This window comes from Polaribacter sp. PL03, assembly GCF_033875165.1.
In the GTDB taxonomy this organism is placed as follows: Bacteria; Bacteroidota; Bacteroidia; order Flavobacteriales; family Flavobacteriaceae; genus Polaribacter.
In genome coordinates, this window is record NZ_JAWZSV010000005.1 from 1 (window position 1) to 25,372 (window position 25,372).

The 25,372-nt window shown below is 28.9% G+C and carries 27 protein-coding genes; 13 read left to right on the forward strand and 14 right to left on the reverse strand.

The window, feature by feature from the left end; all coding sequences use genetic code 11:
- The first annotated feature begins 406 nt into the window (after positions 1–406).
- Both SHK09_RS11260 and SHK09_RS11265 read left to right on the forward strand, forming a co-directional pair.
- Complete coding sequence (locus tag SHK09_RS11260) at positions 407–997, forward strand: carboxymuconolactone decarboxylase family protein (protein ID WP_319810881.1); 591 nt, start codon at positions 407–409, stop codon at positions 995–997.
- Between the two features lie 209 nt (positions 998–1,206).
- Complete coding sequence (locus SHK09_RS11265; RefSeq protein ID WP_319810882.1) at positions 1,207–2,175, forward strand: helix-turn-helix domain-containing protein; 969 nt, start codon at positions 1,207–1,209, stop codon at positions 2,173–2,175.
- Between the two features lie 5 nt (positions 2,176–2,180).
- Here the strand turns inward: SHK09_RS11265 and SHK09_RS11270 are convergent, their stop codons facing one another.
- Genes SHK09_RS11270 through SHK09_RS11280 form a run of 3 tightly spaced genes read right to left on the reverse strand, consistent with a single transcriptional unit; the run spans position 2,181 to position 4,857 of the window.
- Positions 2,181–3,902 (reverse strand): M28 family peptidase, encoded by a 1,722-nt coding sequence (locus tag SHK09_RS11270; protein ID WP_319810883.1) that lies wholly within the window; start codon positions 3,900–3,902, stop codon positions 2,181–2,183.
- Between the two features lie 34 nt (positions 3,903–3,936).
- Positions 3,937–4,509: a uracil-DNA glycosylase family protein gene (locus SHK09_RS11275; protein WP_319810884.1), complete on the reverse strand. Its 573-nt coding sequence runs from the start codon at positions 4,507–4,509 to the stop codon at positions 3,937–3,939.
- 6 nt (positions 4,510–4,515) lie between these two features.
- The gene (locus SHK09_RS11280; RefSeq protein ID WP_319810885.1) at positions 4,516–4,857 is read right to left on the reverse strand and encodes a HopJ type III effector protein; all 342 of its coding nucleotides are present in this window, start codon (positions 4,855–4,857) and stop codon (positions 4,516–4,518) included.
- 139 nt (positions 4,858–4,996) lie between these two features.
- On the opposite strand from SHK09_RS11280, the gene SHK09_RS11285 reads away from it, so the two are divergent.
- Genes SHK09_RS11285 through SHK09_RS11295 form a run of 3 tightly spaced genes read left to right on the forward strand, consistent with a single transcriptional unit; the run spans position 4,997 to position 6,439 of the window.
- The gene (locus tag SHK09_RS11285; RefSeq protein ID WP_319810886.1) at positions 4,997–5,512 is read left to right on the forward strand and encodes an RNA polymerase sigma factor; all 516 of its coding nucleotides are present in this window, start codon (positions 4,997–4,999) and stop codon (positions 5,510–5,512) included.
- Positions 5,493–5,921 (forward strand): hypothetical protein, encoded by a 429-nt coding sequence (locus SHK09_RS11290; RefSeq protein ID WP_319810887.1) that lies wholly within the window; start codon positions 5,493–5,495, stop codon positions 5,919–5,921. The genes SHK09_RS11285 and SHK09_RS11290 overlap by 20 nt, the downstream gene beginning before the upstream one ends.
- Before the next feature lie 32 nt (positions 5,922–5,953).
- On the forward strand, positions 5,954–6,439 hold the full coding sequence (locus SHK09_RS11295) for a hypothetical protein (RefSeq protein ID WP_319810888.1): 486 nt from the start codon (positions 5,954–5,956) through the stop codon (positions 6,437–6,439).
- A 102-nt stretch (positions 6,440–6,541) separates the two neighbouring features.
- On the opposite strand, the gene rsmI is transcribed toward SHK09_RS11295, so the two are convergent.
- On the reverse strand, positions 6,542–7,213 hold the full coding sequence (gene rsmI / locus SHK09_RS11300; RefSeq protein ID WP_319810889.1) for a 16S rRNA (cytidine(1402)-2'-O)-methyltransferase: 672 nt from the start codon (positions 7,211–7,213) through the stop codon (positions 6,542–6,544).
- Between the two features lie 6 nt (positions 7,214–7,219).
- Positions 7,220–7,579: a cupin domain-containing protein gene (locus tag SHK09_RS11305; RefSeq protein WP_319810890.1), complete on the reverse strand. Its 360-nt coding sequence runs from the start codon at positions 7,577–7,579 to the stop codon at positions 7,220–7,222.
- A 224-nt stretch (positions 7,580–7,803) separates the two neighbouring features.
- Between SHK09_RS11305 and aspS the strand changes: the two genes are divergently transcribed.
- From aspS to SHK09_RS11335, 6 genes are read left to right on the forward strand one after another with little or no spacing between them, the layout of a single operon-like run.
- Entirely contained in the window at positions 7,804–9,558 is a 1,755-nt protein-coding gene (aspS, locus tag SHK09_RS11310; protein ID WP_319810891.1) for an aspartate--tRNA ligase, read from the forward strand.
- Positions 9,559–9,602: 44 nt separating this feature from the next.
- Complete coding sequence (locus SHK09_RS11315) at positions 9,603–10,115, forward strand: GTP cyclohydrolase (RefSeq protein WP_319810892.1); 513 nt, start codon at positions 9,603–9,605, stop codon at positions 10,113–10,115.
- Positions 10,116–10,135: 20 nt separating this feature from the next.
- Positions 10,136–10,843, forward strand: a complete 708-nt coding sequence (locus tag SHK09_RS11320; RefSeq protein ID WP_319810893.1) for a DUF6503 family protein — start codon at positions 10,136–10,138, stop codon at positions 10,841–10,843.
- A 55-nt stretch (positions 10,844–10,898) separates the two neighbouring features.
- Positions 10,899–13,373, forward strand: a complete 2,475-nt coding sequence (locus tag SHK09_RS11325) for a DUF2339 domain-containing protein (RefSeq protein WP_319810894.1) — start codon at positions 10,899–10,901, stop codon at positions 13,371–13,373.
- Positions 13,342–14,583, forward strand: a complete 1,242-nt coding sequence (locus SHK09_RS11330) for a hypothetical protein (RefSeq protein WP_319810895.1) — start codon at positions 13,342–13,344, stop codon at positions 14,581–14,583. Before SHK09_RS11325 ends, SHK09_RS11330 begins: the two co-directional genes overlap by 32 nt.
- A 36-nt stretch (positions 14,584–14,619) precedes the next feature.
- Positions 14,620–16,404: a chloride channel protein gene (locus SHK09_RS11335; protein WP_319810896.1), complete on the forward strand. Its 1,785-nt coding sequence runs from the start codon at positions 14,620–14,622 to the stop codon at positions 16,402–16,404.
- Positions 16,405–16,532: 128 nt separating this feature from the next.
- On the opposite strand, the gene SHK09_RS11340 is transcribed toward SHK09_RS11335, so the two are convergent.
- Positions 16,533–17,066, reverse strand: coding sequence for a hypothetical protein (locus tag SHK09_RS11340; protein ID WP_319810897.1), 534 nt, complete (start codon positions 17,064–17,066; stop codon positions 16,533–16,535).
- A gap of 1 nt (position 17,067) precedes the next feature.
- On the reverse strand, positions 17,068–18,048 hold the full coding sequence (glpQ, locus tag SHK09_RS11345) for a glycerophosphodiester phosphodiesterase (protein WP_319810898.1): 981 nt from the start codon (positions 18,046–18,048) through the stop codon (positions 17,068–17,070).
- Positions 18,049–18,096: 48 nt separating this feature from the next.
- On the opposite strand from glpQ, the gene SHK09_RS11350 reads away from it, so the two are divergent.
- Entirely contained in the window at positions 18,097–18,336 is a 240-nt protein-coding gene (locus SHK09_RS11350) for a hypothetical protein (protein ID WP_319810899.1), read from the forward strand.
- Here the strand turns inward: SHK09_RS11350 and SHK09_RS11355 are convergent, their stop codons facing one another.
- On the reverse strand, positions 18,337–19,311 hold the full coding sequence (locus tag SHK09_RS11355) for an endonuclease/exonuclease/phosphatase family protein (RefSeq protein ID WP_319810900.1): 975 nt from the start codon (positions 19,309–19,311) through the stop codon (positions 18,337–18,339).
- Between the two features lie 284 nt (positions 19,312–19,595).
- Between SHK09_RS11355 and hflX the strand changes: the two genes are divergently transcribed.
- On the forward strand, positions 19,596–20,807 hold the full coding sequence (gene hflX / locus SHK09_RS11360; RefSeq protein WP_319810901.1) for a GTPase HflX: 1,212 nt from the start codon (positions 19,596–19,598) through the stop codon (positions 20,805–20,807).
- Positions 20,808–20,906: 99 nt separating this feature from the next.
- Here hflX and SHK09_RS11365 read toward each other — a convergent pair whose 3' ends face one another.
- From SHK09_RS11365 to SHK09_RS11390, 6 genes are all read right to left on the reverse strand, one after another.
- Positions 20,907–22,022, reverse strand: a complete 1,116-nt coding sequence (locus SHK09_RS11365; RefSeq protein ID WP_319810902.1) for a CNNM domain-containing protein — start codon at positions 22,020–22,022, stop codon at positions 20,907–20,909.
- An 88-nt stretch (positions 22,023–22,110) separates the two neighbouring features.
- On the reverse strand, positions 22,111–23,028 hold the full coding sequence (locus SHK09_RS11370; protein WP_319810903.1) for a DUF3078 domain-containing protein: 918 nt from the start codon (positions 23,026–23,028) through the stop codon (positions 22,111–22,113).
- 63 nt (positions 23,029–23,091) lie between these two features.
- Positions 23,092–23,958: a DUF3078 domain-containing protein gene (locus SHK09_RS11375; protein WP_319810904.1), complete on the reverse strand. Its 867-nt coding sequence runs from the start codon at positions 23,956–23,958 to the stop codon at positions 23,092–23,094.
- A gap of 36 nt (positions 23,959–23,994) precedes the next feature.
- On the reverse strand, positions 23,995–24,498 hold the full coding sequence (locus SHK09_RS11380; protein WP_319810905.1) for a DUF2480 family protein: 504 nt from the start codon (positions 24,496–24,498) through the stop codon (positions 23,995–23,997).
- 52 nt (positions 24,499–24,550) lie between these two features.
- Entirely contained in the window at positions 24,551–24,871 is a 321-nt protein-coding gene (locus SHK09_RS11385; protein ID WP_319810906.1) for an iron-sulfur cluster assembly protein, read from the reverse strand.
- A gap of 18 nt (positions 24,872–24,889) precedes the next feature.
- Positions 24,890–25,309 carry a SufE family protein gene (locus SHK09_RS11390; protein ID WP_319810907.1) on the reverse strand — a complete coding sequence of 140 codons (420 nt, stop codon included), beginning with the start codon at positions 25,307–25,309 and terminating at the stop codon, positions 24,890–24,892.
- Positions 25,310–25,372 lie beyond the last annotated feature (63 nt).

The window sequence follows — 25,372 nt, forward strand, 5'->3', positions numbered from 1 at the left end:
GAATTGATTCTATGAGCCTTATTTAGTTATTGATAAATTAACTATCTATTGGGTTTAACTATTTATAATATTATTTTATTATTTGCGTGAAGGATAGAAATGAAAAGCCCGCAGTGAGGTACTAACGAGGACTTGTAATGCATAGCCTGACCATTTATCTATTTGTTTATTTTGCAAACGTAGTTCTTTAGAAATGGGCACGCCCAAATGAGTTTTAAGATTTTTTGAAACAAAAAAAAATCAGTGCTACTGAACAAATATTTATAGTTTATTACAATATTCTTTTAGATAATTTTAATAAGATATTTAATCCAACATTAAGAAAAAGTAGTTTAGTTTTCCAATATATAAAGTTATATTTATCGGACAGTTATTACATTTTGATTTATTAATAAATATATAAAATATGGCATTAGTATCACCATTAAGTGCAGAGCACGATTTAGAAACAAAAGAATTAGCAGAATTTTTTAATGAGACTTTAGGATTTTGTCCTAATTCTGTTTTAACAATGCAACGTAGACCTGCAATATCTAAGGCTTTTATTAATTTAAATAAAGCAGTAATGGCAAATGAAGGGAATGTTACATCTGCTTTAAAAAGAATGATTGCTTGGGTATCTAGTAATGCCACTGGTTGTAGATACTGCCAAGCACATGCAATTAGAGCTGCAGAACGTTATGGTGCAGAGCATGAGCAATTAGACAATATTTGGGAATACAAAACACATGCTGCTTTTTCAGAAGCAGAAAGGGTAGCATTAGATTTTTCTTTGGCCGCTTCTATGGTTCCTAATGCTGTAGATGAAAAAATTAAAGAAGCGCTTTATAAATATTGGGATGAAGGTGAAATAGTTGAAATGCTAGGTGTAATTTCTTTATTTGGATATTTAAATCGTTGGAATGATTCTATGGGAACAACTTTAGAAGAAGATGCTATTGGCAGCGGAAATAAATATCTTGGAAAAAATGGTTTTGAAGTAGGTAAACACGTTTAAATAATTATATATTATATTTACACATTAGATACAACAAAGCCTTTTCAGTAATAGTTGAAAAGGCTTATTTTAAATTATTAAGGTCCCCCAACCTCTTCAAATTTAAACTCAAAGATAGTGAAATGAATATTTTTACTATTGTAAATTTTACAAAATAATTTTTATCCTTTTGTGAAATTTGAGTATTAGAGAAAAAAATGATCTTAAAGATGAAAGTAGAACAAAAATTATTCAATTATATTCAATATAAATTACCTAAAAACATTTCTTTTACAGATGAAATATCTGAGGTTTTAGATTTAAGTTATGACGCTGCATATAGGAGAATTAATGGAAAAACACCTTTAAATTTAAGTGAAACACTAATACTATCTAATTATTATAACATTGATTTAAATGCACTATTAGTTGATACTAAAGATGATGTGCAGAAAATTATTGTAGAGAAGACACATAATACAATCTCTGATAGCTTTTTAGAAACATTTTTTGATAAATCGATTAATGAAATTCAAAATATTCTAGTATCTAAAAAAGGAAAAATAATTAATTCTCTTAAAGATTACCCACTATATCATGCTGGAAATGGTTATTTTTCTAGATTTAGAATCTATACTTTAATTAATATGTCTACTACTAATTCAGATATTAAGAAATTACCATTTTCGGAGTTTCACCCACCTCAAAACATTCTTAAAAAGTTTAACACTTTTATAAATGAATATAGTAAAATCTCTTTAGTGGAAATTTGGAGTGATTCTACAATTGACAATATTTTAAATCAAATTCAGTATTTTTTGGAAATAGGGTTAACTACAAAAGTAGAATCATTAGATATTGCAGATAGTTTAATTGAATCATTAGGTTTAATTGAAATTCAAGCTCAAAATGGAAAAAGAAATAGTAGTGATAACAGTTATCACCTGTATCATAATAACTTGGTTTCTTTGCTAAATACTGTTCTTATGAAATCTGATACTAATAAAAAAGTATTTGTACCATATACGAATTTAAGTTACTTTAAAGTTAGTGATGAGAATACTACAAACCAATTAGAGCAAAACTTAAAAACACAATTAGAATATTCTAATAATCTTTCTGGAGATGCTGCTGTTGAAAGAAAAAAATTCTTTAATTTTTTATACAAGAAAATAGAAAAAAGAAAAAAATCAATTTAAAATTATTATTTTTCTAGTTTATCTATTATTGTCTTAGAAATAGAATCTATTAATTTTTGTGATTCTTGAATATTCTTATTGATGAGTTTATTATTAGAAACTAAATCTAACGTTGTTGTAAACGATTTTTTATACCAGTCTGTCCATGCTTTAATAATTTCTATTTGAGTCTTTAAGGAGTCTCCATTGTTAATAGCAATTTTACTTTGTTTTAATTCTTCAATTAATCTGTTTTTAGCTTTTGTTTCTAAATTTAATAAAATAGATTTAGCAGTATTTTCATCTGCATTTAATAATGTATAAGCAGAAATAAGAGCAGTTGTACCAACATTTTTTAAAGTAGTTTTAGAAACTTTATCTATTCTATCATTATCTGTGTGATAAAACTGATCTGTAAAATGCCAAAATAAAACACTTGGTATATTTTCTCTTAAAAAAGGAACATGATCACTTCCACCTTCAAACGGATTTGTACTAACTAGCCAATTAGCTTTTTTACCTTGTTCTTTAAATTTGTCTATTAAAAAGTCATTTAAATAATGCGGTTTCATTTGATCTAAATTCATTTTAGAACCACCCCATTCTGTATGTTTATCGTTTCCACGAGTCCAAATTGCACTTGGATCTGGCATTTTTTCTATTAGAAAAACTCCACCAGTTTTCTCTGTATTTTCACCAACCATATCTAGAGAAATTCCCCATTTTATATCTTTTGCTCTAATCGAATCTTCTTGCACATATCTTCTTGTAGAGACAATTTCATCTCCCCATAAAAAGGTTAAAGTTCTTTTAGGTTGAAACTCTTTTTTGTTGATAAATTTAGCCGTTAAAGTAGCCATTTCTAAAGCAACACCAACACCAGTAGCATTGTCATTTGCACCAGGTTCTTGTATATGAGCACTAAAAACCAAACGTTCTTTTGGGCTTTTACTTCCTTTAATATCGGCAACAATTGTTAGTTCTTCTGAAGGATAAATATTTGTTTTAACTTTTACATTAAGAGTTACTTTACCTTTTTCTAAAGAATTTTTTAAACGTTGCTTTGCAGCGTAAGACATTGCAATTGCCCAAGGTTTATTTATTGTGTCTAACGGAATCGAGCGAAACTGTATAGAAGTAGTATTCTTTTCTGGTTGCAAATAATCAGGATTATTATAAGTAATAATTCCAGCTGCTTTTCCATCTATAATAGCTGTTTTAAAAATTCTATACGGACTTGTTTCTGCGAAAACAATTTTTCCTGTTACATCTATTTTAGATAATTCTGTAACATCTTTTATATAAATTACCTCAGCTGAAATTCCTTCTTTTGGTGTGCTGTAAGAATTTAAAGCAATCATATTTCTATTGGTTGTGTGTTCTAATAAAGATAGTGTTTCACCTTCTATTCTTACACTTGCATCAACAGATTCCCAAGTTGGTTTTTTAAGCGGACGCTTCTCTATTCTATAAGTTAAAATATTTTCTGTTGTTGCGTTTTCTTCTAAAACATAGCCAGCTTTTTCTAATTCTTCTGCAATTTTATAAACACTCTTATTAAAGCCTGTATTACCAACAACACGCCAGTATTTTTCTACAAAAGAAGTAGTTTCAAAAGCCAAATCTCCTGTAAACTCTTTATTAATTACCTTAGAATAATTAGATGTAGTAAGTTTTAAAGAGTTTTCTTTTTTACAATTGATTAATAAGAAAGAAACAAATAAGAAAGGAATTATTTTTTTGTACATAATTGCTATTTTAGAAGTTATAAAAGTAATTTTTTTAATTGATAATTTTGGCAACTCTTTTTTGCAGTTCAGTAATTACGTTTTTCTCAAACCAAGGGTTTTTAGTTAACCAAAAACGATTTCTTGGAGATGGATGTGGTATTACAAAATATTTAGGAAGATATTCTGGATAATTATCTACTGTCTCTGTAAGTGTTTTTTTAGCGGCACTTTTTAAATAATAATTTTGTGCATACATTCCTATTAAAATAATCATTTGCAAATTTGGCATTAAATTAAATAATTGTTGATGCCACTGTGGAGCACATTCTTTACGTGGCGGTTTGTCTCCACTTTTTCCTTTTCCTGGATAGCAGAATCCCATCGGTACAATTGCAAATTTTTCTATATCGTAAAAAACTTCATCAGAAACATTGAGCCATTTTCTTAATTGTTTACCACTAGCATCATCCCAAGGAATACTAGATTTATGAACTTTAGTTCCTGGAGCTTGACCAATAATTACAATCTTAGAATTTTTATGTGCAGTAACAACAGGGTTAGCTCCTAAATCTAAATGAGGAACACAAATGGTACACTGTTTTATTTCTGATAAAAGTTTCTTCACAAATATTTACTTCAATACTAAAGCATTATTTTCAAAAGACAAACCATTAAAACCATACTTCATAAAGTTTCTAATATTTTGATGAGAATCTCCTTTTTCATCCTCTAAAACATTTTTATAATGTTCGCCAAAACAAAATAATGTTTCTTCTTTTGTTAATTTCTGAAGTTTAGCAAAAGCAAATAATTTACAAGAGCCAGCGTTTTCTTTTGCTTTGTTTATAATTTCTCCGTTTGTAAAGCCAGTAGGACTAAAGTTGTAATTATCCTCTATAACTTCCATGGTTTCTGCAAAATTAATTGCTGTAGGATTTGCTTTTAATTTCGTTTTAAATTGTTGAATTATCATTATATTATTTTATAGATATTATATTTTACGTTCTTTGTTTTTATCAAATTTTATCAAATTTTATCAAATTTTATCAAATTTAAAATAAAAACACGGTTTCTTGTTATAAAAACATAGGTTTTAACGTTATATAAAAAGAATGAATAAAACAGATTTTAAGCTTAAGGTATTTTCATTATCAGCACGTATATTTCCTATGGTTGCGCGTTTGCTTGGTAGTACAGCAAATGCAGAAGATGCCATTCAAGAAATAATGCTAAAACTCTGGGAGAAACGTAAGCAAATAGCAAAACATCCTAATATTAATGGTTTAGTGTTTTTAACAGCACGTAATTATTGTATAGATGTGCTAAGGAAAAAACCGTTTATTTTAGAAGACGCAACAGATTATTTTAAGATTTTAGAATCTAAAAGTGAATACAAACAGCTCGAATGGATAGAGTTAAATACTATTATTAAAGAAATTCTTAAAAAAATACCAGAACAACAAAAAGACGTTTTTATGATGCGAGATATAGATGGTTATGAATTTACAGAAATAGCTGCAGCATTAGAAATTAAAGTAGAACACGTTAGAGTTTTGTTATCTCGAGCAAGAAAAACGATTGGTATAGCATTAGAAAAAACATACAGTTATGAGAGAGGAAAATATTAAGAACCTTATAGATAAGTATAAATTAGGTACAAGTTCTTTAAAAGAAGAACAGTTCTTATTTGATAATGTAGATAAAACAGATATTGGAATAGAAGCATCTTCTGTTTTTGTTAAGATGAATAAAAAAGAAATTCCAGATAGTTTTAATGATAAATTATGGGATTCTTTTGAAGAAAAAACAATAAAAAATAGCCATTTTAGATATCATTTTTTAGCTGTGGCAGCATCAATATTGTTAATTGTTACCCTTTATATTAGTAATCTAAGAGAAAGTAAACTTAATTATACAGATAAAGTTGCATTATTGAAGGAAGCCCAAAACATGTTCTTAATTTCTGAAGAAACTTTACCTATTGAGAATATAATTATTGAAAGCGACTTGGTTGTTGTTTACACAAAAACAGAATAGAAAAATCAATTAAAAATTAAATATTTAAAACCATGAAAAAATTATTATTTACAACTATTGTACTATTATTTTCAATTTCTATAATTCAGGCTCAGAAGACTGATTCTAAAAAGAAAGACAAGCAAATAAAAGAAAAGTTATATGTAAAGTTAAAAGACGGAGCAAAACCAGATGTTTATGTAGATGGTAAGAGATTCGATTTTCCAATTGAATTAATTGATCAGAGTAAAATTGAAGCTGTATTTGTAGTTAAAGGAGAACAAGCAAAAAAAGAATACAATGCACTTAATGGCGTAATATTAATTAAAACAAAAAAAACAAAGAGTTTAGATAATGCTGTTGTTTCTAATAAGAAAAAACCAATGATTATTATAAATGGCGTTGTTTCAGATAAAAAAACTCTTGACGAATTAAAACCTAATCAAATTGAAAAAATGGAGGTTTTAAAAGGAGAGCAAGCTATTAAAAAATACAACTCACCCAATGGTGTAATAATATTAACACTTAAGAAGAAATAATAATTAATTATTTAGATAATTAAAGCCTTCTTTTCTAATTATTAAAATAAAAACTAACTGAAAAAGCGTAAAACTTTCATTCAGTTAGTTTTTTATTTTCTGCTATTTCTTCCCTTCAACAATAACAACAATTTCTCCTTTTGGTGGCTTTGCTGTATAATGTGCTAGCACTTCTGTAGCTGTTCCTCTAATAGTTTCTTCAAACATTTTTGTTAATTCTCTAGAAACAGAAACTTGTCTGTCTGCACCAAAATATTCTACAAAATGCCCAAGTGTTTTTACTAATTTGTGTGGCGATTCGTAAAATATAATTGTTCTTGTTTCTTCTGCTAATAACAATAAACGTGTTTGTCTTCCTTTTTTTACTGGTAAAAAACCTTCAAAAACAAACTTGTCGTTTGGAAGACCAGAATTTACCAAAGCTGGTACAAAAGCAGTTGCGCCAGGTAAACAATCAACTTCAATATTATTTTCTACACAAGCTCTAGTTAATAAAAAACCAGGATCTGAAATTGCAGGCGTTCCTGCATCTGAAATTAAAGCACAGGTTTCTCCGTTTTTAATTCTATTTACTACACCTTGTACAGATCTATGTTCATTATGCATATGATGACTGTGCATTTGGGTAGCAATTTCAAAATGTTTTAAAAGCTTACCACTTGTACGTGTATCTTCAGCTAAAATAAAATCTACTTCTTTTAGAATTCTAATGGCTCTAAAAGTCATGTCTTCTAAATTACCTATTGGTGTTGGTACTAAATATAGTTTACTCATAATTTTTTAAATGCTTTCGTACGTTTCTACAGTAATATTTGCAATAACATCGCCTGTATGTTTTATGCTTAAAGGTTCTAATAATAAAATATGAACCTCTTCTTTTGCTATTGGTTTGTGTTCTACACCTTTTGGTACAATGTAAAATTCACCTTCTTTTAAAGTTACTGTTTTGTTACGTAACTTAATGTCTAAAGAACCTTTTACAACCATAAAAAGTTCGTCTTCATTATCGTGTTTATGAAAAACAAATTCTCCTTTTAGTTTTGCTAATAAAATCTGTTGTCCGTTTAATTCACCAACTTTTTTTGGTGTCCACAAATCTGAAAATAGTTTAAATTTTTCTTGAATATTAATTACATTCATAAAGCAAATTTACAAAGAATTGGACGGATTCTGCGTTACCGATTGCAGCATTTGTTTAAGCTCTTTTTTGTTTAAAAAAAGCGAGTGCGGAAAGCGGGGCATTTCTGTTTAGAAATGAACGCCCAAAAAACTCATATTCAATAGAAAATGATTAATTTTGCAGCTTGAATTAATGAGACTTCTGCCTTCGTAGAAATGGTAGATAAGAATATAAAAATAAAGAAATGTATAGAAGTCATTCTTGTGGCGAGTTAAGAGCATCGCATACAAATACAGAAGTAACCTTAGCAGGTTGGGTACAAAAAAGCCGTGATAAAGGGTTTATGGTTTGGGTAGATTTACGTGATAGATACGGAATTACGCAGCTAATTTTTGATGAGGAGCGTACGCCAAAAGAAATGATGGAGAAAGCAAAGTCTTTAGGTAGAGAGTTTGTAATACAGGTTACAGGTACTGTAATAGATAGAGAATCTAAGAATTCTAAAATGGCTACAGGAGATGTAGAAGTGTTGGTTTCTAAGTTAGAAATTTTAAATGCATCTGTTACGCCACCTTTTACAATTGAAGATAAAACGGATGGTGGAGAAGACATTCGAATGAAATATAGATATTTAGATATTAGAAGAAATCCTGTTAAAGACAGTTTAATTTTTCGTCATAAAGTATCGATGGAAGTTAGAAAATACTTGTCTGACCAAGAATTTATAGAAGTTGAGACGCCTTATTTAATAAAATCTACACCAGAAGGTGCTAGAGATTTTGTGGTGCCTTCTCGTATGAATGAAGGTCAGTTTTATGCTTTACCACAATCTCCACAAACATTTAAACAATTGTTGATGGTTGGTGGAATGGATAAATATTTTCAGATTGTAAAATGCTTTAGAGATGAAGATTTACGTGCAGACAGACAGCCAGAATTTACACAGATAGATTGTGAAATGGCGTTTGTAGAGCAAGAAGATATTTTAAATATTTTTGAAGGATTAACGCGTCACTTACTAAAAGAAGTAAATAATGTTGAAGTGGAGAAATTCCCTAGAATGCTATATGACGATGCAATGAAATTGTATGGAAACGACAAACCAGATATCCGTTTTGGAATGGAGTTTGGCGAGTTAAATGCAGTTACACAACATAAAGATTTTGGTGTTTTTAATAGCGCAGAATTGGTGGTTGGTATTGCAGTTCCTGGTGGAAATGCATATACAAGAAAAGAAATAGACAATATTATTAAGTGGGTAAAGCGTCCGCAAGTTGGTGCTTTAGGAATGATTTATTCTAGAGTTAACGAAGACGGAACGTTTAAATCTTCTGTAGATAAATTCTACGATCAAGAAGATTTAGCAAAATGGGCTGAAATTACGGGTGCAAAACCTGGAGATTTAGTGTGTGTGTTATCTGGTGAAACAAATAAAGTAAGAGCACAATTATCTGCTTTACGTATGGAATTAGCAGAACGTTTAGGCTTGAGAGATCCTAAAGTATTTGCACCGCTTTGGGTTATTGATTTCCCATTATTAGAATTAGATGAAGAAACGGGTCATTACCACGCAATGCATCACCCGTTTACTTCGCCAAAACCTGGGCAAATGGAATTGTTAGATACAGATCCTGGAGCTGTTAAAGCTAATGCGTATGATTTGGTTTTAAACGGAAATGAAATTGGTGGTGGTTCTATTAGAATTCATGATAAACAAATGCAAGCAACTATGTTGCGTCATTTAGGTTTTTCTGATGAAGATGCAAAAGCGCAGTTTGGTTTCTTAATGGATGCTTTTGAATACGGTGCGCCTCCTCATGGTGGTTTGGCTTTTGGATTGGATAGATTGGTTGCTATTTTAGGCGGACAAGAAACAATTAGAGATTTTATTGCTTTTCCAAAAAACAATTCTGGACGTGATGTTATGATTGATGCACCTGCATTTATTGATGATGATCAATTAAAAGAATTAAGTTTAAAATTAGATATTAAAGAATAACAATTTAAAATCCCGCTTTTGCGGGATTTTTTAATAGCATAAAAATGATTGTAAAATTAGCGGAAACAAACATTAAAACAAAGTTTGGCGAGTTTAAAGAAACCTTGTTTTATAACGGCCAAAAAGAATCTCATGCTTTGGTAATGGGAAATGTAGAAGGTGAAGAAGCTGTTTTATGTAGAGTACATTCTTCTTGTATTTTTGCACATCATTTTAATAGTATAGAATGTGATTGTAGAGAACAAATGGAAATTTCTCAACAATTAATTGAGAAAGCAGGAAAAGGAATTGTTATTTGGTTAGAACAAGAAGGGAAAGGAAACGGACATTTTGCACTTATTAAAAGTATAGAACACAAGAAAAAAGGTGTTCCGCAAGCGGAAGCTTATGAAAAAGTTGGTTTTAAAAAAGACGGAAGAGATTTTACAGTTGCCGCAGAAATTTTAACTGCTTTAAAAGTAAAATCTGTAAAAATGTTAACCAATAATGTTGCTAAAGTAGATACGTTAACTAAACACGGTATTATAGTTACCGGAATTAAAAAAACAGAATTATAGAAATTAATTACTTTTAAACTATGAAAAAAATACTTACACTTTTAGCATTATTTGTTTCTATTATTTCTTTTTCACAAGAAATTACTGGAGATGAGTTGTTAGAAAAAGCCATAAATTTTCATGATCCTAACGGGAATTGGCCAACCTTTAAAGGAGAGCTTTTTGTAACTATGGAAACGCCAAAGCGTTCTCCAAGAAAAAGTAGAATTAGAATTAATTTACCAGAGCAATATTTTTTAGTAAAAGCTGTAAGAGATACAATTATTACAGAACATGTAGTTCATAAGACAGATTGTAGTGTTGCACTTAATGGCAATATAAATCCGTCTAATGAATTGAAGAAGAAATACAGTTTAAACTGTGAACGTGCAAAAATGTATAAAAATTATTACACATTTTTGTTTGGTCTGCCAATGAAACTAAAAGACGAGGGAACAATTATTCATCAAAAAGTAGAAAAGAAAACATTTAAAGGAAAAGAATATTTGGTCTTAAAAGTTACATATTCAGAAGAAGTGGGTAAAGATACTTGGTACTTTTACTTTAATAAGAACACGTATGCCATGGAAGTGTATCAGTTTTTTAAAGAAGCAAAAGACAGTGGAGAATATATTTTACTTTCTGGCTTAGAAACTATTAATGCCATTAAAATGCCAAAAAATAGAGCTTGGTACTACAATAAAGATAATGGTTATTTAGGAACCGATATTTTATCATCAAAAAAATAAAGACAGCATAACGCTTTACTTTATTAGAATTCCACAAAAAAAAACATTGCTATATATGGAAATCGTATTACTTATTTTTATCATTATTTACTTATTAATTACAAACAAGAGTGTAAGTTCTAAACTAAAAGAATTGCAGAATTCTGTTTTTCAGTTAGATGATAAACTACGCTACTTACAAAGAAAAATACTATCACAAGAAGAGTTGTTAAAAAATAGAAGTGAAACTGTTTCTAAAAAAGAAACAGCACCTTTAGAAAAAGCAAAACCAATTGTTGTAGAAGAAAACAAACCTATAATTGTTGTTTCTAAAGAACCGGAAGCTATTAAACCTATTTTTAATACAGATGTTGCTAAGGTAACACCAATAATTGCAGATAAAAAAGCAGTTATTAAAGAAGAAAAAAAGAAAGAAAAAGCAATTCCTAAAAAATCTTGGATAGCATCTTTTAAAGAGAAAAATCCAGATTTAGAGAAATTTATTGGAGAGAATTTAATTAACAAAATAGGAGTTTTAATACTTGTTTTAGGTATTAGTTTCTTTGTAAAGTTTGCCATAGATAAAGATTGGATTAACGAACCTGCAAGAGTTGGTATTGGTGTTTTATGTGGCTCTTTAATAATGATGATTGCACATAAATTAAAGAAAAATTATGCTTCTTTTAGTTCTGTTTTAGTGGCGGGAGCAATTAGTGTTTTTTACCTTACTATTTATATTGCCTTTCATGAATACCAATTATTTAGTCAGACAGTTGCATTTTGTATTATGGCTGTAATTACTGCTTTTAGTGCATTAGTTTCCGTTTCTTATAACAGACAAGAACTGGCTGTTTTATCTTTAATTGGTGGTTTTGCAGCACCTTTTATGTTAAGTACTGGCGAAGGAAATTATGTTGTGTTATTTAGTTATATCGCTATTTTAAACTTGGGTATTCTTGCAATCTCTTACTTTAAAAAATGGAAAATAGCAACGATTGTAGATTTTGCTTTTACCATTATTTTATTTGGTGGTTGGTGCTTATTAAACATTCATAAAGATAGTTTCGAGCATATGGGAGCCTTAACTTTTGCAACCATTTTTTACTTTATTTTTAGCCTCATAATTGTTTTAAATAACTTAAAAAATAAAGGTGTATTCTCTAAAATAGAATATTTTATTTTAATTGCAAATACGTTTATTTTCTTCGGAATTGGAATGTTAATTCTTAAAGATTTAGAATCTAATTTTACAGGATTATTCACGTTATTATTGGCAGTTTATAATGTAGCATACGCAACTATCTTATATAAGAAATTCGGTTTAGACAAAAATGCAATTTATATTTTAATAGGTTTGGCATTAACATTTGTTACGTTAACGATTCCTATTCAATTTAACGGAAACCAGATTACACTTTTCTGGGCAGCAGAAGTAGTTTTACTCTTTTGGTTATCTAAAAAATCTAAAATATCATCGTTTAAACTAGGTGCAATTGTTGTACAAGTTTTATCTATTATTAGCTTGCTGTTAGATTGGAGACTGTACGCGTATTCAGAAGAATTATCTGTAATATTTAATCCGTTATTTATAGCTGGTTTTGTAGTTAGTATTTCTTTATTCTTAACCTATTGGTTATTAAAAAAGGAAGCAAATATTGTAACTAAATATTTTACATTAAGTATAAAGGTTTACAAGACAATTGTTTTAATTGCATTAGTTTTAGTTGCTTATTGCACGGGTGCTTTAGAAATTGATTATCAGGCTCGTCAATTTTTAGAAAATACAGCATCTGCAGTATCATTTCCTCTTACATATCATTTTGTATTTATTGCAATCTTATTATTTTTCACAGAAAAGCTTAAGCAGAAAAATATAGAAAAAGTAGTCTTATTAATAAGCTGTATTTCAATTTTTGCTTACATAGGTAACTTCTATAAATTACCAACAGATGAAATTGTACAAAATCTAGCACTTTCTATAAATAGTAATTACGCCTTTTATTTACATTATATAATTTTAGGCTGTCTTATCTATTTCGGAGTTCAATTATTTAGAAAAACAAGTACTTTATTTAATATAAAACCAACGCAAAGTAAATGGTTGCCGTGGGTTTTTGTTTTCGCAATTGTGTATACGTTAAGTAATGAAGTTATGGTACATGGATTGCATTTTACAGATACTATTGCTACTACAACAGATTTAGATACACAAGGCAATGAATATTTAAAGTATACTATTATAGAAGATAAAATAGATGCTATTGAGTCTCAAATAATTAAAATTGGGTATCCTATTTTATGGGGAATTTTCTCTTTTATATTTTTAATTATCGGAATTAAGAAACAATGGAAAAACTTAAGAATTATAGCACTTTCTTTATTAGGTATTACCATTATAAAACTATTTGCCTACGATATTAAAAATGCTTCTGAAACAGGAAAAATAATAGCCTTTATATTATTAGGTGTTTTAATATTGATTATCTCATTTGTATATCAAAAAATTAAAAAATTAGTAAATGATGAAACTCCAGAAGATGAAGAAATATAACTTTTTAATCGTTTTTTTTATAGGTTTAACTTGTTTTAGTCAGAACTACAAAGGCGCTTTACATACAGTTACAAAAGAAGGTTTGCATAAAATAATGCTAACACCAGAAGTAAGAGCTGCAAGTAAAAATAATTTTAATTTATTAAGGATTAAAGACAGTGCAAATACAGAAGTACCTTATGTCTTAAAAGATTATTCAGATAGATTATTTTCTGTTTTTACGCCTATAGATATTTTATCAAGCAAAAGAATTAAAGACTCTGTTACTGCTATTGTTCTAGAAAATAAAAAACGTAAAAAATTAACAAACCTTGTTTTACAAATAGCAAATACAAATATTTCTAAAAGATATCATCTTTTTGGAAGCAATGATGCTAAAACTTGGTTTGGAATAACTTCTAACACCGTTTTAAATCTTAGTAATTCTGCAAATAGTTCTTCTTTAGAAAGAAGAATAAATTTTCCAACAACAACTTATCAGTTTTTAAAAATAGCTTTTAATGACACTAATTCTTTGCCAATAAATGTTTTAGGTATTGGTGTTTATACAAATAAGTTTTTTTCTGAAGAACCAATAGAACTTACATATTATAGTCAAAAAGTTACGCAGCTAAAAGAAAGAAAAGTAACTCAGATTAAATTTACATCGAAAAACTCTCACAAAATTAATAGTATATCTTTTAGTATTAAAACGGCATTTTTTCTACGAAAAGCTAAATTAATAGTACAAAAAGAGCGTAAGGTTAAGAAGAGAGTATCTACATATGAACAAGTAATTTCTCATTTTCAGTTAAGTTCTAAAAAAGAGAATACTTTTATTTTAAATAATTTAAATGAAAAGGAATTTGTTATAGAAATAGAAAACCAAGACAATCCTGCTTTAGAAATAACAAAGGTAGCCTTGTTTCAAAAACCTGTTTATCTTATTTCAAATTTAAAAAAAGGAGAAAACTATACTGTAATAATAGACACTACATATTCTAAACCTATTTACGATTTAGGAAACTTTATTTCAGAAAACACAGCGGCAATAGAAGAATTAACTTTTAAAAATTTCGTTAAAATTAAAAGTAAGACAACAATTATTAAAGAAAAAGCATTTTGGCAAACCAGCATTTTTATGTGGGCTTGCATTATCTTTGTAAGTATATTAATTGTCTATTTTGCTTTAGATTTATTGAAAGATGTAAAACATCAAGAAAAAAAATAAACACATAAATAATTCTTTTTAGTACCAATAAAATAAATGCCAACAGCAAAAAAAATATACAAAAAAATATTAATTTGGAGATATAAATATATCTCTCAACGTCAGTTTATTTATATATTAAGTATTCTAGTTGGCTTTTTGTCTGGTGTTGCTGCTCTTATTTTAAAGAACTTAACACACTTTTTTCAACACCTTTTAGAAGGGAATTTAGTGCGTTATTACCATCATGCTTTTTACTTTGTGTTTCCTATTATTGGGCTTACAATTGTGTATTTTATTATAAAATATATTTTAAAAAAGAAAGTAGATCATGGCATTCCATCAACACTTTTTGCAATTTCTAAAAGAAAAGGAATTATAAAAAAAAAGAGCATGTTTGCATCTATGTTAACGGCACCATTAACAGTAGGTTTTGGTGGTTCTGTAGGTTTAGAAGGCCCAACTGTAGCAACAGGAGCAGCAATAAGTTCTAACATTGCGCGTTTATTTCACTTAAACCAAACCACTAGAAGTTTATTAATTGGGTGTGCAGCAGCAGGTGCATTATCATCAATATTTAAAGCCCCAATTGCAGCTATTATTTTTGCTATAGAAGTATTTAGTTTAGATTTAACAATTGCTTCTATGTTGCCGTTACTCTTGGCGTCATTATCTGCAATTATAACGTCCTACTTTTTCTTTGGTTCAGATGTTTTACTTCCTTTTAAAACAGAAGATGTTTTCTCTATAAAAGATGTCCCTTTTTATATTATTTTAGGAACAGTAACCGGTTTAACTTCTATTTATTTTACAGAAGTTTATGACAGAATTCAAAAATTATTCGATAAAATAGATTCCCCTGTAAAACGCCTATTAATTGGAGGAATTGGTTTAGGAGTCTTGGTTTATTTCATTCCGCCTTTGTATGGTGAAGGTTTCGAGGTTATTAATAATTTAATTGCTGGTAACCCAGAAGAAGCATTAAAAAACAACTTTATGCAATTAGATTTAACAAACGTTTGGGTTGTTATTTTACTGCTAGCTGGTTTGGTTTTTTTTAAAATTATAGCAAGCGCATTAACATTTGGCGCTGGTGGAGTAGGAGGTATTTTTGCACCAACCTTATTTATGGGAAGTATTTTAGGTAATTGTGTTGCAAAAATTATTAACGTTTCAGGTTTTTCTAACGTATCAGAAAGTAACTTTACCCTAGTTGGTATGGCAGGTTTAATGGCAGGCGTTTTACACGCACCTTTAACCGCAATTTTTTTAATAGCAGAAGTAACAGGAGGTTATCAACTCTTTATTCCTTTAATGATTACCGCTACAATTTCTTATTCTATAGCAAAATTTGTACACCCATATTCTGTGTATGCAATGGAGTTAGGTAGAAAAGGCGAACTAATTACACACGATAAAGATCATGCCGTTTTAACTTTAATGGACATCGATAAAGTAATAGAAAACAATTTTGTTTCCATTTACTCGAACATGAATTTAGGTGAAATGATTAAAGAAGCAGTAGTAAAATCGAACCGAAATATTTTTCCTGTAGTAGAAAAAGAAAGCAATAAATTACTAGGTATTATTTTGTTAGATGACATAAGACCTATAATGTTCGATCAAACATTATACAAGACCATTTTTGCTAAAGAAGTAATGCAAAAACCACCAGAAATTATCGAAGTAGGTAAAGATAGAATGACAGATATTATGAAAAAATTTCAGAAAAGTGGCGCTTGGAATTTACCGGTTGTCGAAAACAATAAATACATTGGTTTCATCTCTAAATCTAAATTATTGACTGCTTATAGAAATAAATTAATAGAAGTAACAAGTTAATTTTTTTTTTGAAGCTATTTCCTGCTTTTCGCACTCGCTTTTTTTATTCAGAAAAAGAATAAAAAAGAGCTCAAACAAATGCTACAATCAGGGCTAATATTTTTTGATAATTTATTTATTTTGTAAAATTAAGCGCCCCATTTATCTTCAATAGATATTAATTCTTTTTGAGATTTCATTAGTGGTTTTAGATTTACTTCACCAGTTTTTAAGCAAGTAAAAAGTAAAAAAACAATTTCTAAATCTTCAACATTTAAAAGTAAAACATTACTTGTGTTTTCTTCAATAGATTCAAAAAACGCATCATTTATTTCTGCAATTTTAACTCCGTCTTTAAAAACAGATTTCTTTTGAGAATAATGAATCTTTATTTCATAAAGGTTTTTATCTAATTGTAACTTAAAAATAGAATTCTCTTTATTATCAGAATTTAAAAACAACGTTTCTTTCTTGTTCGTTATAATATCGTAAGACATTCTCCATTTCCAAAACTTAAATTTTTTAGTAATTTCATAGATTACTTCATTCTCTAAATTATAAACTTCAGACGTTGTTTTGCCAAATTCTAAAAACCAACTAGAAGTAAACTTCAAAATATTTTTAGCATTATACGCTTTAAAATTATTGGTAGAATGATCTATTTTATAAACCTCTTTTGTCATTTTAATTTCTAGAATTTAAATAATTCACAACCAAATCCGGAAAATCTGTAAAAGCTCCATCTATATTAGCATCAATAAATAGTGTTTGCATCATTTCTTCAAAAGAAGAAAACTCATCTAAAGCATCTGCTCTAAAAGTATAAGGATGTACTTTTAAACCTAATTTATGAGCATCTGTAACCAAAGTACTAAAAGTGAATTTACCATTTACCTTTTTATCTAAAATTTGCTTGTACCAAGGTCCAATTCCGTTTGCATAGGTTGCAAAATGTGTTAATTGTTTTACTTCTTCAGGGAACTCTATTAATTGCACTAAAAATAATTCAGATTTTAATTCTTTTCTAATTCTTTCGAGTTCGTATGCATCAAAACATTGTAAAATACAGTTGTCTTTTTTTGTTTTATATCCATATTTATCAAGAATTTTTAAAACAATTTCTGTTAAGTTTTTACCTTCTTTTTTATGAAACTCTGGATCTTTAATTTCAGGATAAATTCCAATATTTTTTCCTGTAGAGGTGTTTAAACCTTGTATAAACTCTATTTCTTCACTTAAAGAATGTAATTTAAAATTCCCTTTTCCTTTCGGAAAACGATTAGGGTATACTTGCTCTCCAGTTTTAGGATTAAATCGCTCTGTTACTTTTAGAGTTTGTAACTCATTAAACGCAAAATCTATTACATAAAAACGATTGTCTTTTCTTTTCCTTTCAGGAAATTTAATGGCAACATCCGTAACATCATCTAAATAAATATCATGAATTACAATAGGTACATCATCTTTACTCAACACCAAATCTTGCTCAATATAATCTGCATTCATTTCAAAAGCCATTGCTTTAGCTTCCATTGTATGTTCTGGCAAATAACCAGAAGCTCCTCTGTGGGCAATAACAATCGTTGTATTCATTTTTAATTTATTTAGTGGTTGTTTACAAGAAAAGAGTAATAAACCAAGTAAAAATACTAAAATCGATTTCATTTGAATGAAAATTAGAATTTAAAGATATAACTTTTGTAGTTTTGCAATATGAAATTAGCGTTAAAAATAATATTTATTATCTTTTTAGTTTGGATGGCAGTTGGAGCATACTTAATAAATACAGAACATGAGAAAGCACAAGTAGTTATGGGCTTAGGTGTTATGTATTTGTCTTTTATATTTATGCCTTTGTTTATTTACTTTAGATATAAAGATGGTAAATATAAAAAGTACATATTAAATGATCAGAAGTTAAAAGAAGCTTTTAGTCAGCAAGGAAAAAAGTAATTATTCATCTTTCTTTAAAAAACCATATACAGGAAAATGGTCTGAAAAACCACCTTGATACCAAGGTCCAATATAAGTTCTAAATGGGCTGCCTTTTAATTTTCCTTTAAAAATCTTTAACCATTCTTTATTAAAAACTTCTGCGTGTTTAAAGTAGAGTTTGCCTGTTTTTTTTTCTGTAAAGTTTTTAGAAAATAAAATCTGATCAAATAAATTCCATTTACCATTATATGTTAAGGAACCCGTTTTCTCTGGGTCTAAAATACTTTCCATTGGGTTTATAAAATCATCTGATACCAATTTTTTTACACTAATACTTGTTGGGTCGTCGTTAAAATCTCCCATAACAATAATTTTTGCATCTGCATCTTGTTCTTTTATTTCTGTTATAATTGCTCTTGCCGTTTCTGCAGCAATAACTCTTTTATGTTCAGAGGCTGCTGTACCTTCTCTTCTAGAAGACCAATGGTTTACTAAAATGTATACCAATTCGCCATGTAAATTTCCACTTACCTTTAAAATATCTCTAGTGTAATCTCTTTCACCTTCATCATTTTTTAAAAAGATAGGAAATGTTTTAGATGTTAATAATTCGAAAGCTTGTTTGTTATACAAAAGTGCAACATCAATACCACGTTCATCTGGCGAATCGTGATGTACAAAGCCGTAATGTAGTTTTTTTAAATTGGTAGAGTTTACCAAGTCTTCTACAACTTTTGCATTTTCAACTTCTACCAAACCAACAATTGCTGGCGCATATTTAGATCTGTTCATACCTAATTGAGCAATAACAGAGCCTAGTTTTTTAACTTTAACGTTATACCGTTTGTACGTCCATTTTCTCTTTCCATCTGTAGTATAATCATCATCAAAAGTCTTAGGATCGTCAATAGTATCAAAAAGATTTTCAACATTATAAAAACCAATTGTGGTTATGTTTTTACTTTGTTTGTATGAAGAAATAGATGGGAACATAAAGTTAGAATTTCAGTAAATGTAAACAATTTAATTTTTTATCCTTTAAATATAGATTTCTAAAAAAATGAATTCTTTTTTTTAGAAAAACCTATTTATTAACCTAAAGAAAAAGTTTTCTTAATATAGTTTAAACATTAGAATTCGAATTATAATCTAATTTTGTCTTGCAGAAAACGTTGTAAACTTTTTGTATTTGTATTTGAATTAATGAATATAACCTTGGCTTTTGTTAAGGTTTTTTTATGCCTAAAAGAGAAGAATAGTTCGTACTTTTGTAGTCTATGATAGACGCAAGAGAAGCAATTTCAGAAAAAGCAGTTTTAATTGGTGTAATTACACAGTTACAGAACGAAACACAGTCTGATGAATATTTAGATGAGTTAGAGTTTTTAACTTCTACAGCGGGTGGAGTTGCTGTAAAACGCTTTGTTCAAAAAATGGAAAAACCAAACCCTAAAACCTTTTTAGGAGTTGGTAAGTTAGATGAGGTAAGAGCTTACATAGAATCTAACCATATTGGTACCGCAATCTTTGATGACGAGTTATCGCCAGCACAAATAAGAAATATAGAAAAGGTTTTAGATTGTAAAATCTTAGATAGAACAAATTTAATCTTAGATATTTTTGCACAAAGAGCACAAACAAGTTCTGCTAAAACACAGGTAGAATTAGCTCAATGTCAATATTTATTACCAAGGTTAACAAGACTTTGGACACACCTTGATAAGCAAAAAGGTGGTATTGGAATGCGTGGTCCTGGGGAAACAGAAATTGAAACTGATAGACGTATTATTCGCGATAAAATAGATATTCTTAAAAAGAAATTGAAAACCATTGATAAACAAATGGCTGTTCAACGAAAGAATCGTGGTAAAATGGTACGTGTTGCTTTGGTTGGTTACACTAATGTAGGTAAATCTACTTTAATGAACGTAATTAGTAAGAGTGACGTTTTTGCAGAAAATAAGTTATTTGCAACTTTAGATACAACAGTTAGAAAAGTGGTTATTAAGAACATTCCTTTTTTAATGACAGATACTGTTGGGTTTATTAGAAAACTGCCAACTCAATTAATAGAATCTTTTAAGTCTACGTTAGATGAGGTTAGGGAAGCAGATTTACTATTACATGTTGTAGATATTTCACATCCTAATTTTGAAGATCATATTGCTTCTGTAAATGGTGTTTTAGATGATATTAAGTGTGCAGACAAACCAACTTTAATGGTTTTTAATAAGATTGATGCATATTCTCATGAAACAATAGATGAAGATGATATTGTTACAGAAAGAACTAAAGTACATTATACTCTAGAAGATTGGAAAAAAACGTGGATGAATGATAAAGAAGAAAGCTCTATTTTTATTTCTGCACTAAACAAAGAGAATTTAGAAGACTTTAAAGAAACTACCTATGAAGAAGTAAAGAAGATTCATATCGAGCGTTTTCCTTATAATAATTTCTTGTATGATGAGTATAATCAAGAAGAGTAGTAAAGTTAAAAAGACTATTTAGTTATAAAATTAAAAGAGCCTAAAAAGTTGCAATATTTTGCAACTTTTTAGGCTCTTTTTAAGTATTTAAATTAGAGTTTATACTTCTTTTTCGTCTTCAATAATTCCCATTCTTTTAGCTCTGTTTTTCCAAGATTTTCTTGCCAAAGCTTGTAAGTCTGCAACAGAATCACTTTCGTCCATAATTTCTAAACCTAATAACGTTTCTATTACATCTTCTTGAGATACAATACCGCTTACAGAGCCATATTCATCAACAACTAATGCAATGTGTTCTTTTTCTTTTATTAGCTTGTCAAACAAATCTGCAATAGACAGTTCTCTTTCTGTTACAATAATATCTCTTTTAATAGAAGCTAACGTTTGTTCTCCTTCTCCATTTATCATTGCTTCTAATAAATTATCCTTTAAAAAATAACCTGTAATCGCATCTGGATTTTCAGAAAATACTGGTATTCTAGAAAAGCGTAATTTTTTATGTTCGTTATAGAAAGAAGTAATCGTTTGAGTTTCATCTGCAATTTCTAAAACAGACCTAGGTGTCATAACATCATTTACTTTTATGTTTTTAAAACCTAATAAATTTCTAATTACTTTACCTTCATTTTTCTGAAAAACACCTTCTTTCTCAGCCATATCTGCCATTACTAAAAAGCTTTCTCTGCTTAAAATACTTCCATGACCTTTACCTCCAATTAGCTTTGTAGTTAATTGTAAAACCCAAAGAATACCTGTGTATTTTAAAGGGAAAATCATTACGTTTAAAGCTTTAGATGTAAAATTAGCTAATTGTTTCCAGTATGTTGCACCAATTGTTTTTGGGATAATTTCTGAAGCTACTAAAATTAAAATGGTCATTACTGTAGAAACAATTCCTACCATAACATCTTCTGTAACTTTAATTCCAAAAATTGTTTTTATTTCTGTTCCATAAATTTCGGCATAGGCAACTTTTGCTTGTACACCAACTAAAATAGCACCAACAGTGTGTGCAACAGTGTTAATTGTTAAAATAGCAATTAAAGGTTTGTCTACATCCTTTTTAAATATTTCTAATTGGTTAGCATATTCTGCACCTTCACTTTTCTTAAGATTAATAAAAGTTGGAGTAATACTTAGTAATACTGCTTCTAAAATAGAACAGAGAAATGAGAAAAAAATAGAAATAGTGGCGAAAATTATTAATAAAGTCATAAACAATTTAGTTTGAAGTGCGAAGTTACATAAAATAAAAAAACCTCAAGAATTTCTTCTTGAGGTTTCGTTTGTATTGTTGTACTATTTAGAATGCATAACTCATACCTAATAAATAGTATGATTGTAATTTATTATCTACAGTATCAAAAGTTTCTGTAGGGAAGTCAATTAAAGCATTATTTAAAGCTTCTTGTTTATTTTTACGTAAACCTAATTCGAAACCAACACCAATTCCTTTCCAGATAGTATATCCAAAAGAGTTTGTCCATGTCCAGTTAGATAAGTCAGACGTTTTATAGCTTTGAAAAACAGATAAATTAGATTTTACACTTAATTTACCATATTTTTTTGTGTAGTCTGCAACTATTTTTGCACCTAAAGAAGAATCAAAAACAGTTTCACCTTTACTAAAAACAAAATTGTAGTTTCCTGGGTGTATAACTACTACTAAGTTGTTTGTTGGTGTCCAAGTCATACCAACACCTAAGTCTAAGTAACCAGGGTCGTTAAAGTTGTCTATTATAGTTGTTCTGTATTCACCTAAAGCAGAAACAGCCCATTTTTTGTTTAATCTCTTACCATATAAAGAAGAAATTGTAAAAACATCTGTAGCAGTATCGAAACCTTCGTCTCCTGCAACACCTTTTTCATCTAACTTTACCCAACCTAAATTAATAGCACCAGAGTTTCTCCAGAAAAAGTCATCTTCAATTAAATTTGCAAAACCATTTACTGTAACACCAATATTACCAGCAGATGCAGTAGGAGCAGTTCTAGAGTACCAGTTGTTAAAACCAGAGATACTTCCTCCAATTGTACCAAAAGCACCATATTTCCATCCTGGAAGTGCATCAATTTTTGCTTGAATAGCATTTACTTCTCCATTTAATTTTGCAATTTGAGCTTTTTTAGGAGCTTGTTCTTTTTTTAATTCTTCAGCAGTTTGAGCTTGCGCAGAAAAGCTAATAAATACCAATAAGATTAAGATTGATAATTTTTTCATTTTTTTTAATTTTTTATTTAAGCGTGCAAAAGTACACTTTTATTATTTTTAGACAAGAAAATATTAATAAGTCACTTTTTCGTGAAAGCTATAGTTAACACCTAAGCCAAATAATTGCCTAAATTGTATTTTACTCGAAGAATTATCATCAATAATTGTATGAAAAGTCATGTGCATTTTAATGTGTTTATTCACCTTAAAACGAATGTTTGTTTGGTAATCTAGATCTACGTTACCTATGTTTGCCAAATAATCTGAGTAAGCTGTAAGAATGTTTTCCATTTCTATATTCTCCATTAGACCAAATTTATAATAACCAGAAAAGTTAAAACCTAAACTAAAAGCAGTTGTTTCACCTTCTTCTGTACCAAATTTTCCTGCGAAAAATTCATTAACAAAGGTGTATCTAGCTGTTGCAGGGGCAATATTTAAATGAAGGTCATCAGATTTTTTCCAGAGCATTCCTGGTCCAAAAGTTAAGTATGCAGGAGATAAAAATTCAGAAACTAATGTTTTAGGCTCAGTCTTGTAATTGTGCCCTTTTGTATATTGCGTTTTAAAATTTCCTATAAAAGATAAAAACCAATAAGTTGTAGTTTTAATACCCAAAAGCGTGTTTAGTTCGAAACGGTCATTTGTTTTTCTATAACCTTTTTCACTAATGTGGCTTAAACCGTAACCAGTTATTAACCTTGTATCCCAGTTTACGTTATTTTTTTTATAATTAAAATCATAATTTACATCAATGTTTCCTGCAATAGTATTTTGGCCACCAGATGCCCAATTAGAGAAAGAAGATTGATTAAATACAAAAGCTAATCTTCCGTTAATCTTCCATTTTGGTTTGGGTAAGGTGTCTTGCCTCTTCTTATTTTGTGAATAAGAAGTAGATGCTAAGAGCATTAATAAAAGAAGGGGTAATCTTCTCACTGTAAGGTTTTAAGTTAAAACGTAAAAATAATAATTTTATTTTGATTTGTATAATGGTACTGTGGAACACGCTTCACCAAACATTATAGATTTTGCAATAGGTTGTAATTTTGCTATTAAAAAGGCAAAAGCAGAGTTTGGAATTGGCTTATCTGCACAACCTTTAATAATTACTGGGCAATCTGTAAAATCTTTTAAATCTACAAAATTTAATAATTCTTGGTATAAGACTGTTTCTAATAATTCTAAGTCTCCAATAACTACTTTGTTTGCATAAGGTGTAATTTCTGCAGCAATAAGCATAAAAGCCCAAGAAGGTACAATTGCATCTACAGAACAAGTTATGGCAACAAAGCAGTTTTTATATTGAGACCAATTGTGGTTTTTAACAGATTCTCTAAAATCTTTTTCTTTTAAAATAATTTCTTGAAATAACCAGTCTTTAATATCAAACACAACTCTTTTTCCTTCGGGATAAATTTCCTCTAGATCAAATGTTTTTAGTTTGCTATTTGCAACTCTATTTATAATTTCTGCCATTTTTTAAATTTAAAAGTTGAGATTTTTTTAGTTTTAATACCGCTTAACTAAATTATAGCATTCCTAATTCTAGTTTTGCTTCTTCACTCATCATTTCAGAAGTCCAAGTTGGGTCGAATGTAATTTCTACTTCACAACTATTTATCTCTTTTAAAGATTTTACTTTTTCTTCAATATCTACAGGTAAGCTTTCTGCAACTGGGCAATTTGGCGACGTTAAAGTCATTAATATTTTTGCATTGTTTTCTTCAGAAACAAAAACATCATATATTAAGCCTAATTCGTAAATATCTACAGGTATTTCCGGATCGTAAATAGTTTTTAAAACTCCTACAATTTTGTCTCCAATCTCTTCTAATTCTTTATCCGTCATTATATAAGGTCTTAAATTTTATAATTTTGTTTGTTGCGCTATCGCGTACATTTTTATTTGTTTTACCATAGAAACCAAACCATTTGCTCTGGTAGGACTTAAATGTTCTTTTAAACCAATTTCATCTATAAAAGTGGTTTCAGTATTTAAAATATCTGATGGTTTTTGTTCTGAATACACGCGCAATAATAATGCCACAATTCCTTTGGTTAAAATGGCATCACTATCTGCTGTAAATTTTATTTTATCTGCATCTAATTCTGAGTATAACCATACTTTAGATTGGCAACCTTTTATTAAATTTTCATCTAATTTATGTTGTTCAGATATAATAGGTAAAGATTTACCAAGTTCTATAATATATTCATAGCGCTCCATCCAATCATCAAACATAGAAAACTCATCAATAATTTCTTCTTGTATTTCTTTGATAGTCATTTTTAAAACTTATTTTTGCGCTTTTAAAAAGCGTTTTTTATAAAATACAAAATTACGCATAAA

Coding starts and splice junctions, on each gene's coding strand:
- SHK09_RS11315 (WP_319810892.1), top strand. CDS start 9,603: ATGATTGTAAAATTAGCGGAAACAAACATTAAAACAAAGTTTGGCGAG.
- SHK09_RS11390 (WP_319810907.1), bottom strand. CDS start 25,309: ATGACTATCAAAGAAATACAAGAAGAAATTATTGATGAGTTTTCTATG.
- SHK09_RS11280 (WP_319810885.1), bottom strand. CDS start 4,857: ATGATAATTCAACAATTTAAAACGAAATTAAAAGCAAATCCTACAGCA.
- SHK09_RS11335 (WP_319810896.1), top strand. CDS start 14,620: ATGCCAACAGCAAAAAAAATATACAAAAAAATATTAATTTGGAGATAT.
- SHK09_RS11260 (WP_319810881.1), top strand. CDS start 407: ATGGCATTAGTATCACCATTAAGTGCAGAGCACGATTTAGAAACAAAA.
- rsmI (WP_319810889.1), bottom strand. CDS start 7,213: ATGAGTAAACTATATTTAGTACCAACACCAATAGGTAATTTAGAAGAC.
- aspS (WP_319810891.1), top strand. CDS start 7,804: ATGTATAGAAGTCATTCTTGTGGCGAGTTAAGAGCATCGCATACAAAT.
- SHK09_RS11380 (WP_319810905.1), bottom strand. CDS start 24,498: ATGGCAGAAATTATAAATAGAGTTGCAAATAGCAAACTAAAAACATTT.
- SHK09_RS11370 (WP_319810903.1), bottom strand. CDS start 23,028: ATGAAAAAATTATCAATCTTAATCTTATTGGTATTTATTAGCTTTTCT.
- SHK09_RS11365 (WP_319810902.1), bottom strand. CDS start 22,022: ATGACTTTATTAATAATTTTCGCCACTATTTCTATTTTTTTCTCATTT.
- SHK09_RS11330 (WP_319810895.1), top strand. CDS start 13,342: ATGATGAAACTCCAGAAGATGAAGAAATATAACTTTTTAATCGTTTTT.
- SHK09_RS11350 (WP_319810899.1), top strand. CDS start 18,097: ATGAAATTAGCGTTAAAAATAATATTTATTATCTTTTTAGTTTGGATG.
- SHK09_RS11290 (WP_319810887.1), top strand. CDS start 5,493: ATGAGAGAGGAAAATATTAAGAACCTTATAGATAAGTATAAATTAGGT.
- SHK09_RS11320 (WP_319810893.1), top strand. CDS start 10,136: ATGAAAAAAATACTTACACTTTTAGCATTATTTGTTTCTATTATTTCT.
- SHK09_RS11285 (WP_319810886.1), top strand. CDS start 4,997: ATGAATAAAACAGATTTTAAGCTTAAGGTATTTTCATTATCAGCACGT.
- SHK09_RS11385 (WP_319810906.1), bottom strand. CDS start 24,871: ATGACGGATAAAGAATTAGAAGAGATTGGAGACAAAATTGTAGGAGTT.
- SHK09_RS11340 (WP_319810897.1), bottom strand. CDS start 17,066: ATGACAAAAGAGGTTTATAAAATAGATCATTCTACCAATAATTTTAAA.
- SHK09_RS11305 (WP_319810890.1), bottom strand. CDS start 7,579: ATGAATGTAATTAATATTCAAGAAAAATTTAAACTATTTTCAGATTTG.
- SHK09_RS11270 (WP_319810883.1), bottom strand. CDS start 3,902: ATGTACAAAAAAATAATTCCTTTCTTATTTGTTTCTTTCTTATTAATC.
- glpQ (WP_319810898.1), bottom strand. CDS start 18,048: ATGAAATCGATTTTAGTATTTTTACTTGGTTTATTACTCTTTTCTTGT.
- hflX (WP_319810901.1), top strand. CDS start 19,596: ATGATAGACGCAAGAGAAGCAATTTCAGAAAAAGCAGTTTTAATTGGT.
- SHK09_RS11295 (WP_319810888.1), top strand. CDS start 5,954: ATGAAAAAATTATTATTTACAACTATTGTACTATTATTTTCAATTTCT.
- SHK09_RS11355 (WP_319810900.1), bottom strand. CDS start 19,311: ATGTTCCCATCTATTTCTTCATACAAACAAAGTAAAAACATAACCACA.
- SHK09_RS11265 (WP_319810882.1), top strand. CDS start 1,207: ATGAAAGTAGAACAAAAATTATTCAATTATATTCAATATAAATTACCT.
- SHK09_RS11325 (WP_319810894.1), top strand. CDS start 10,899: ATGGAAATCGTATTACTTATTTTTATCATTATTTACTTATTAATTACA.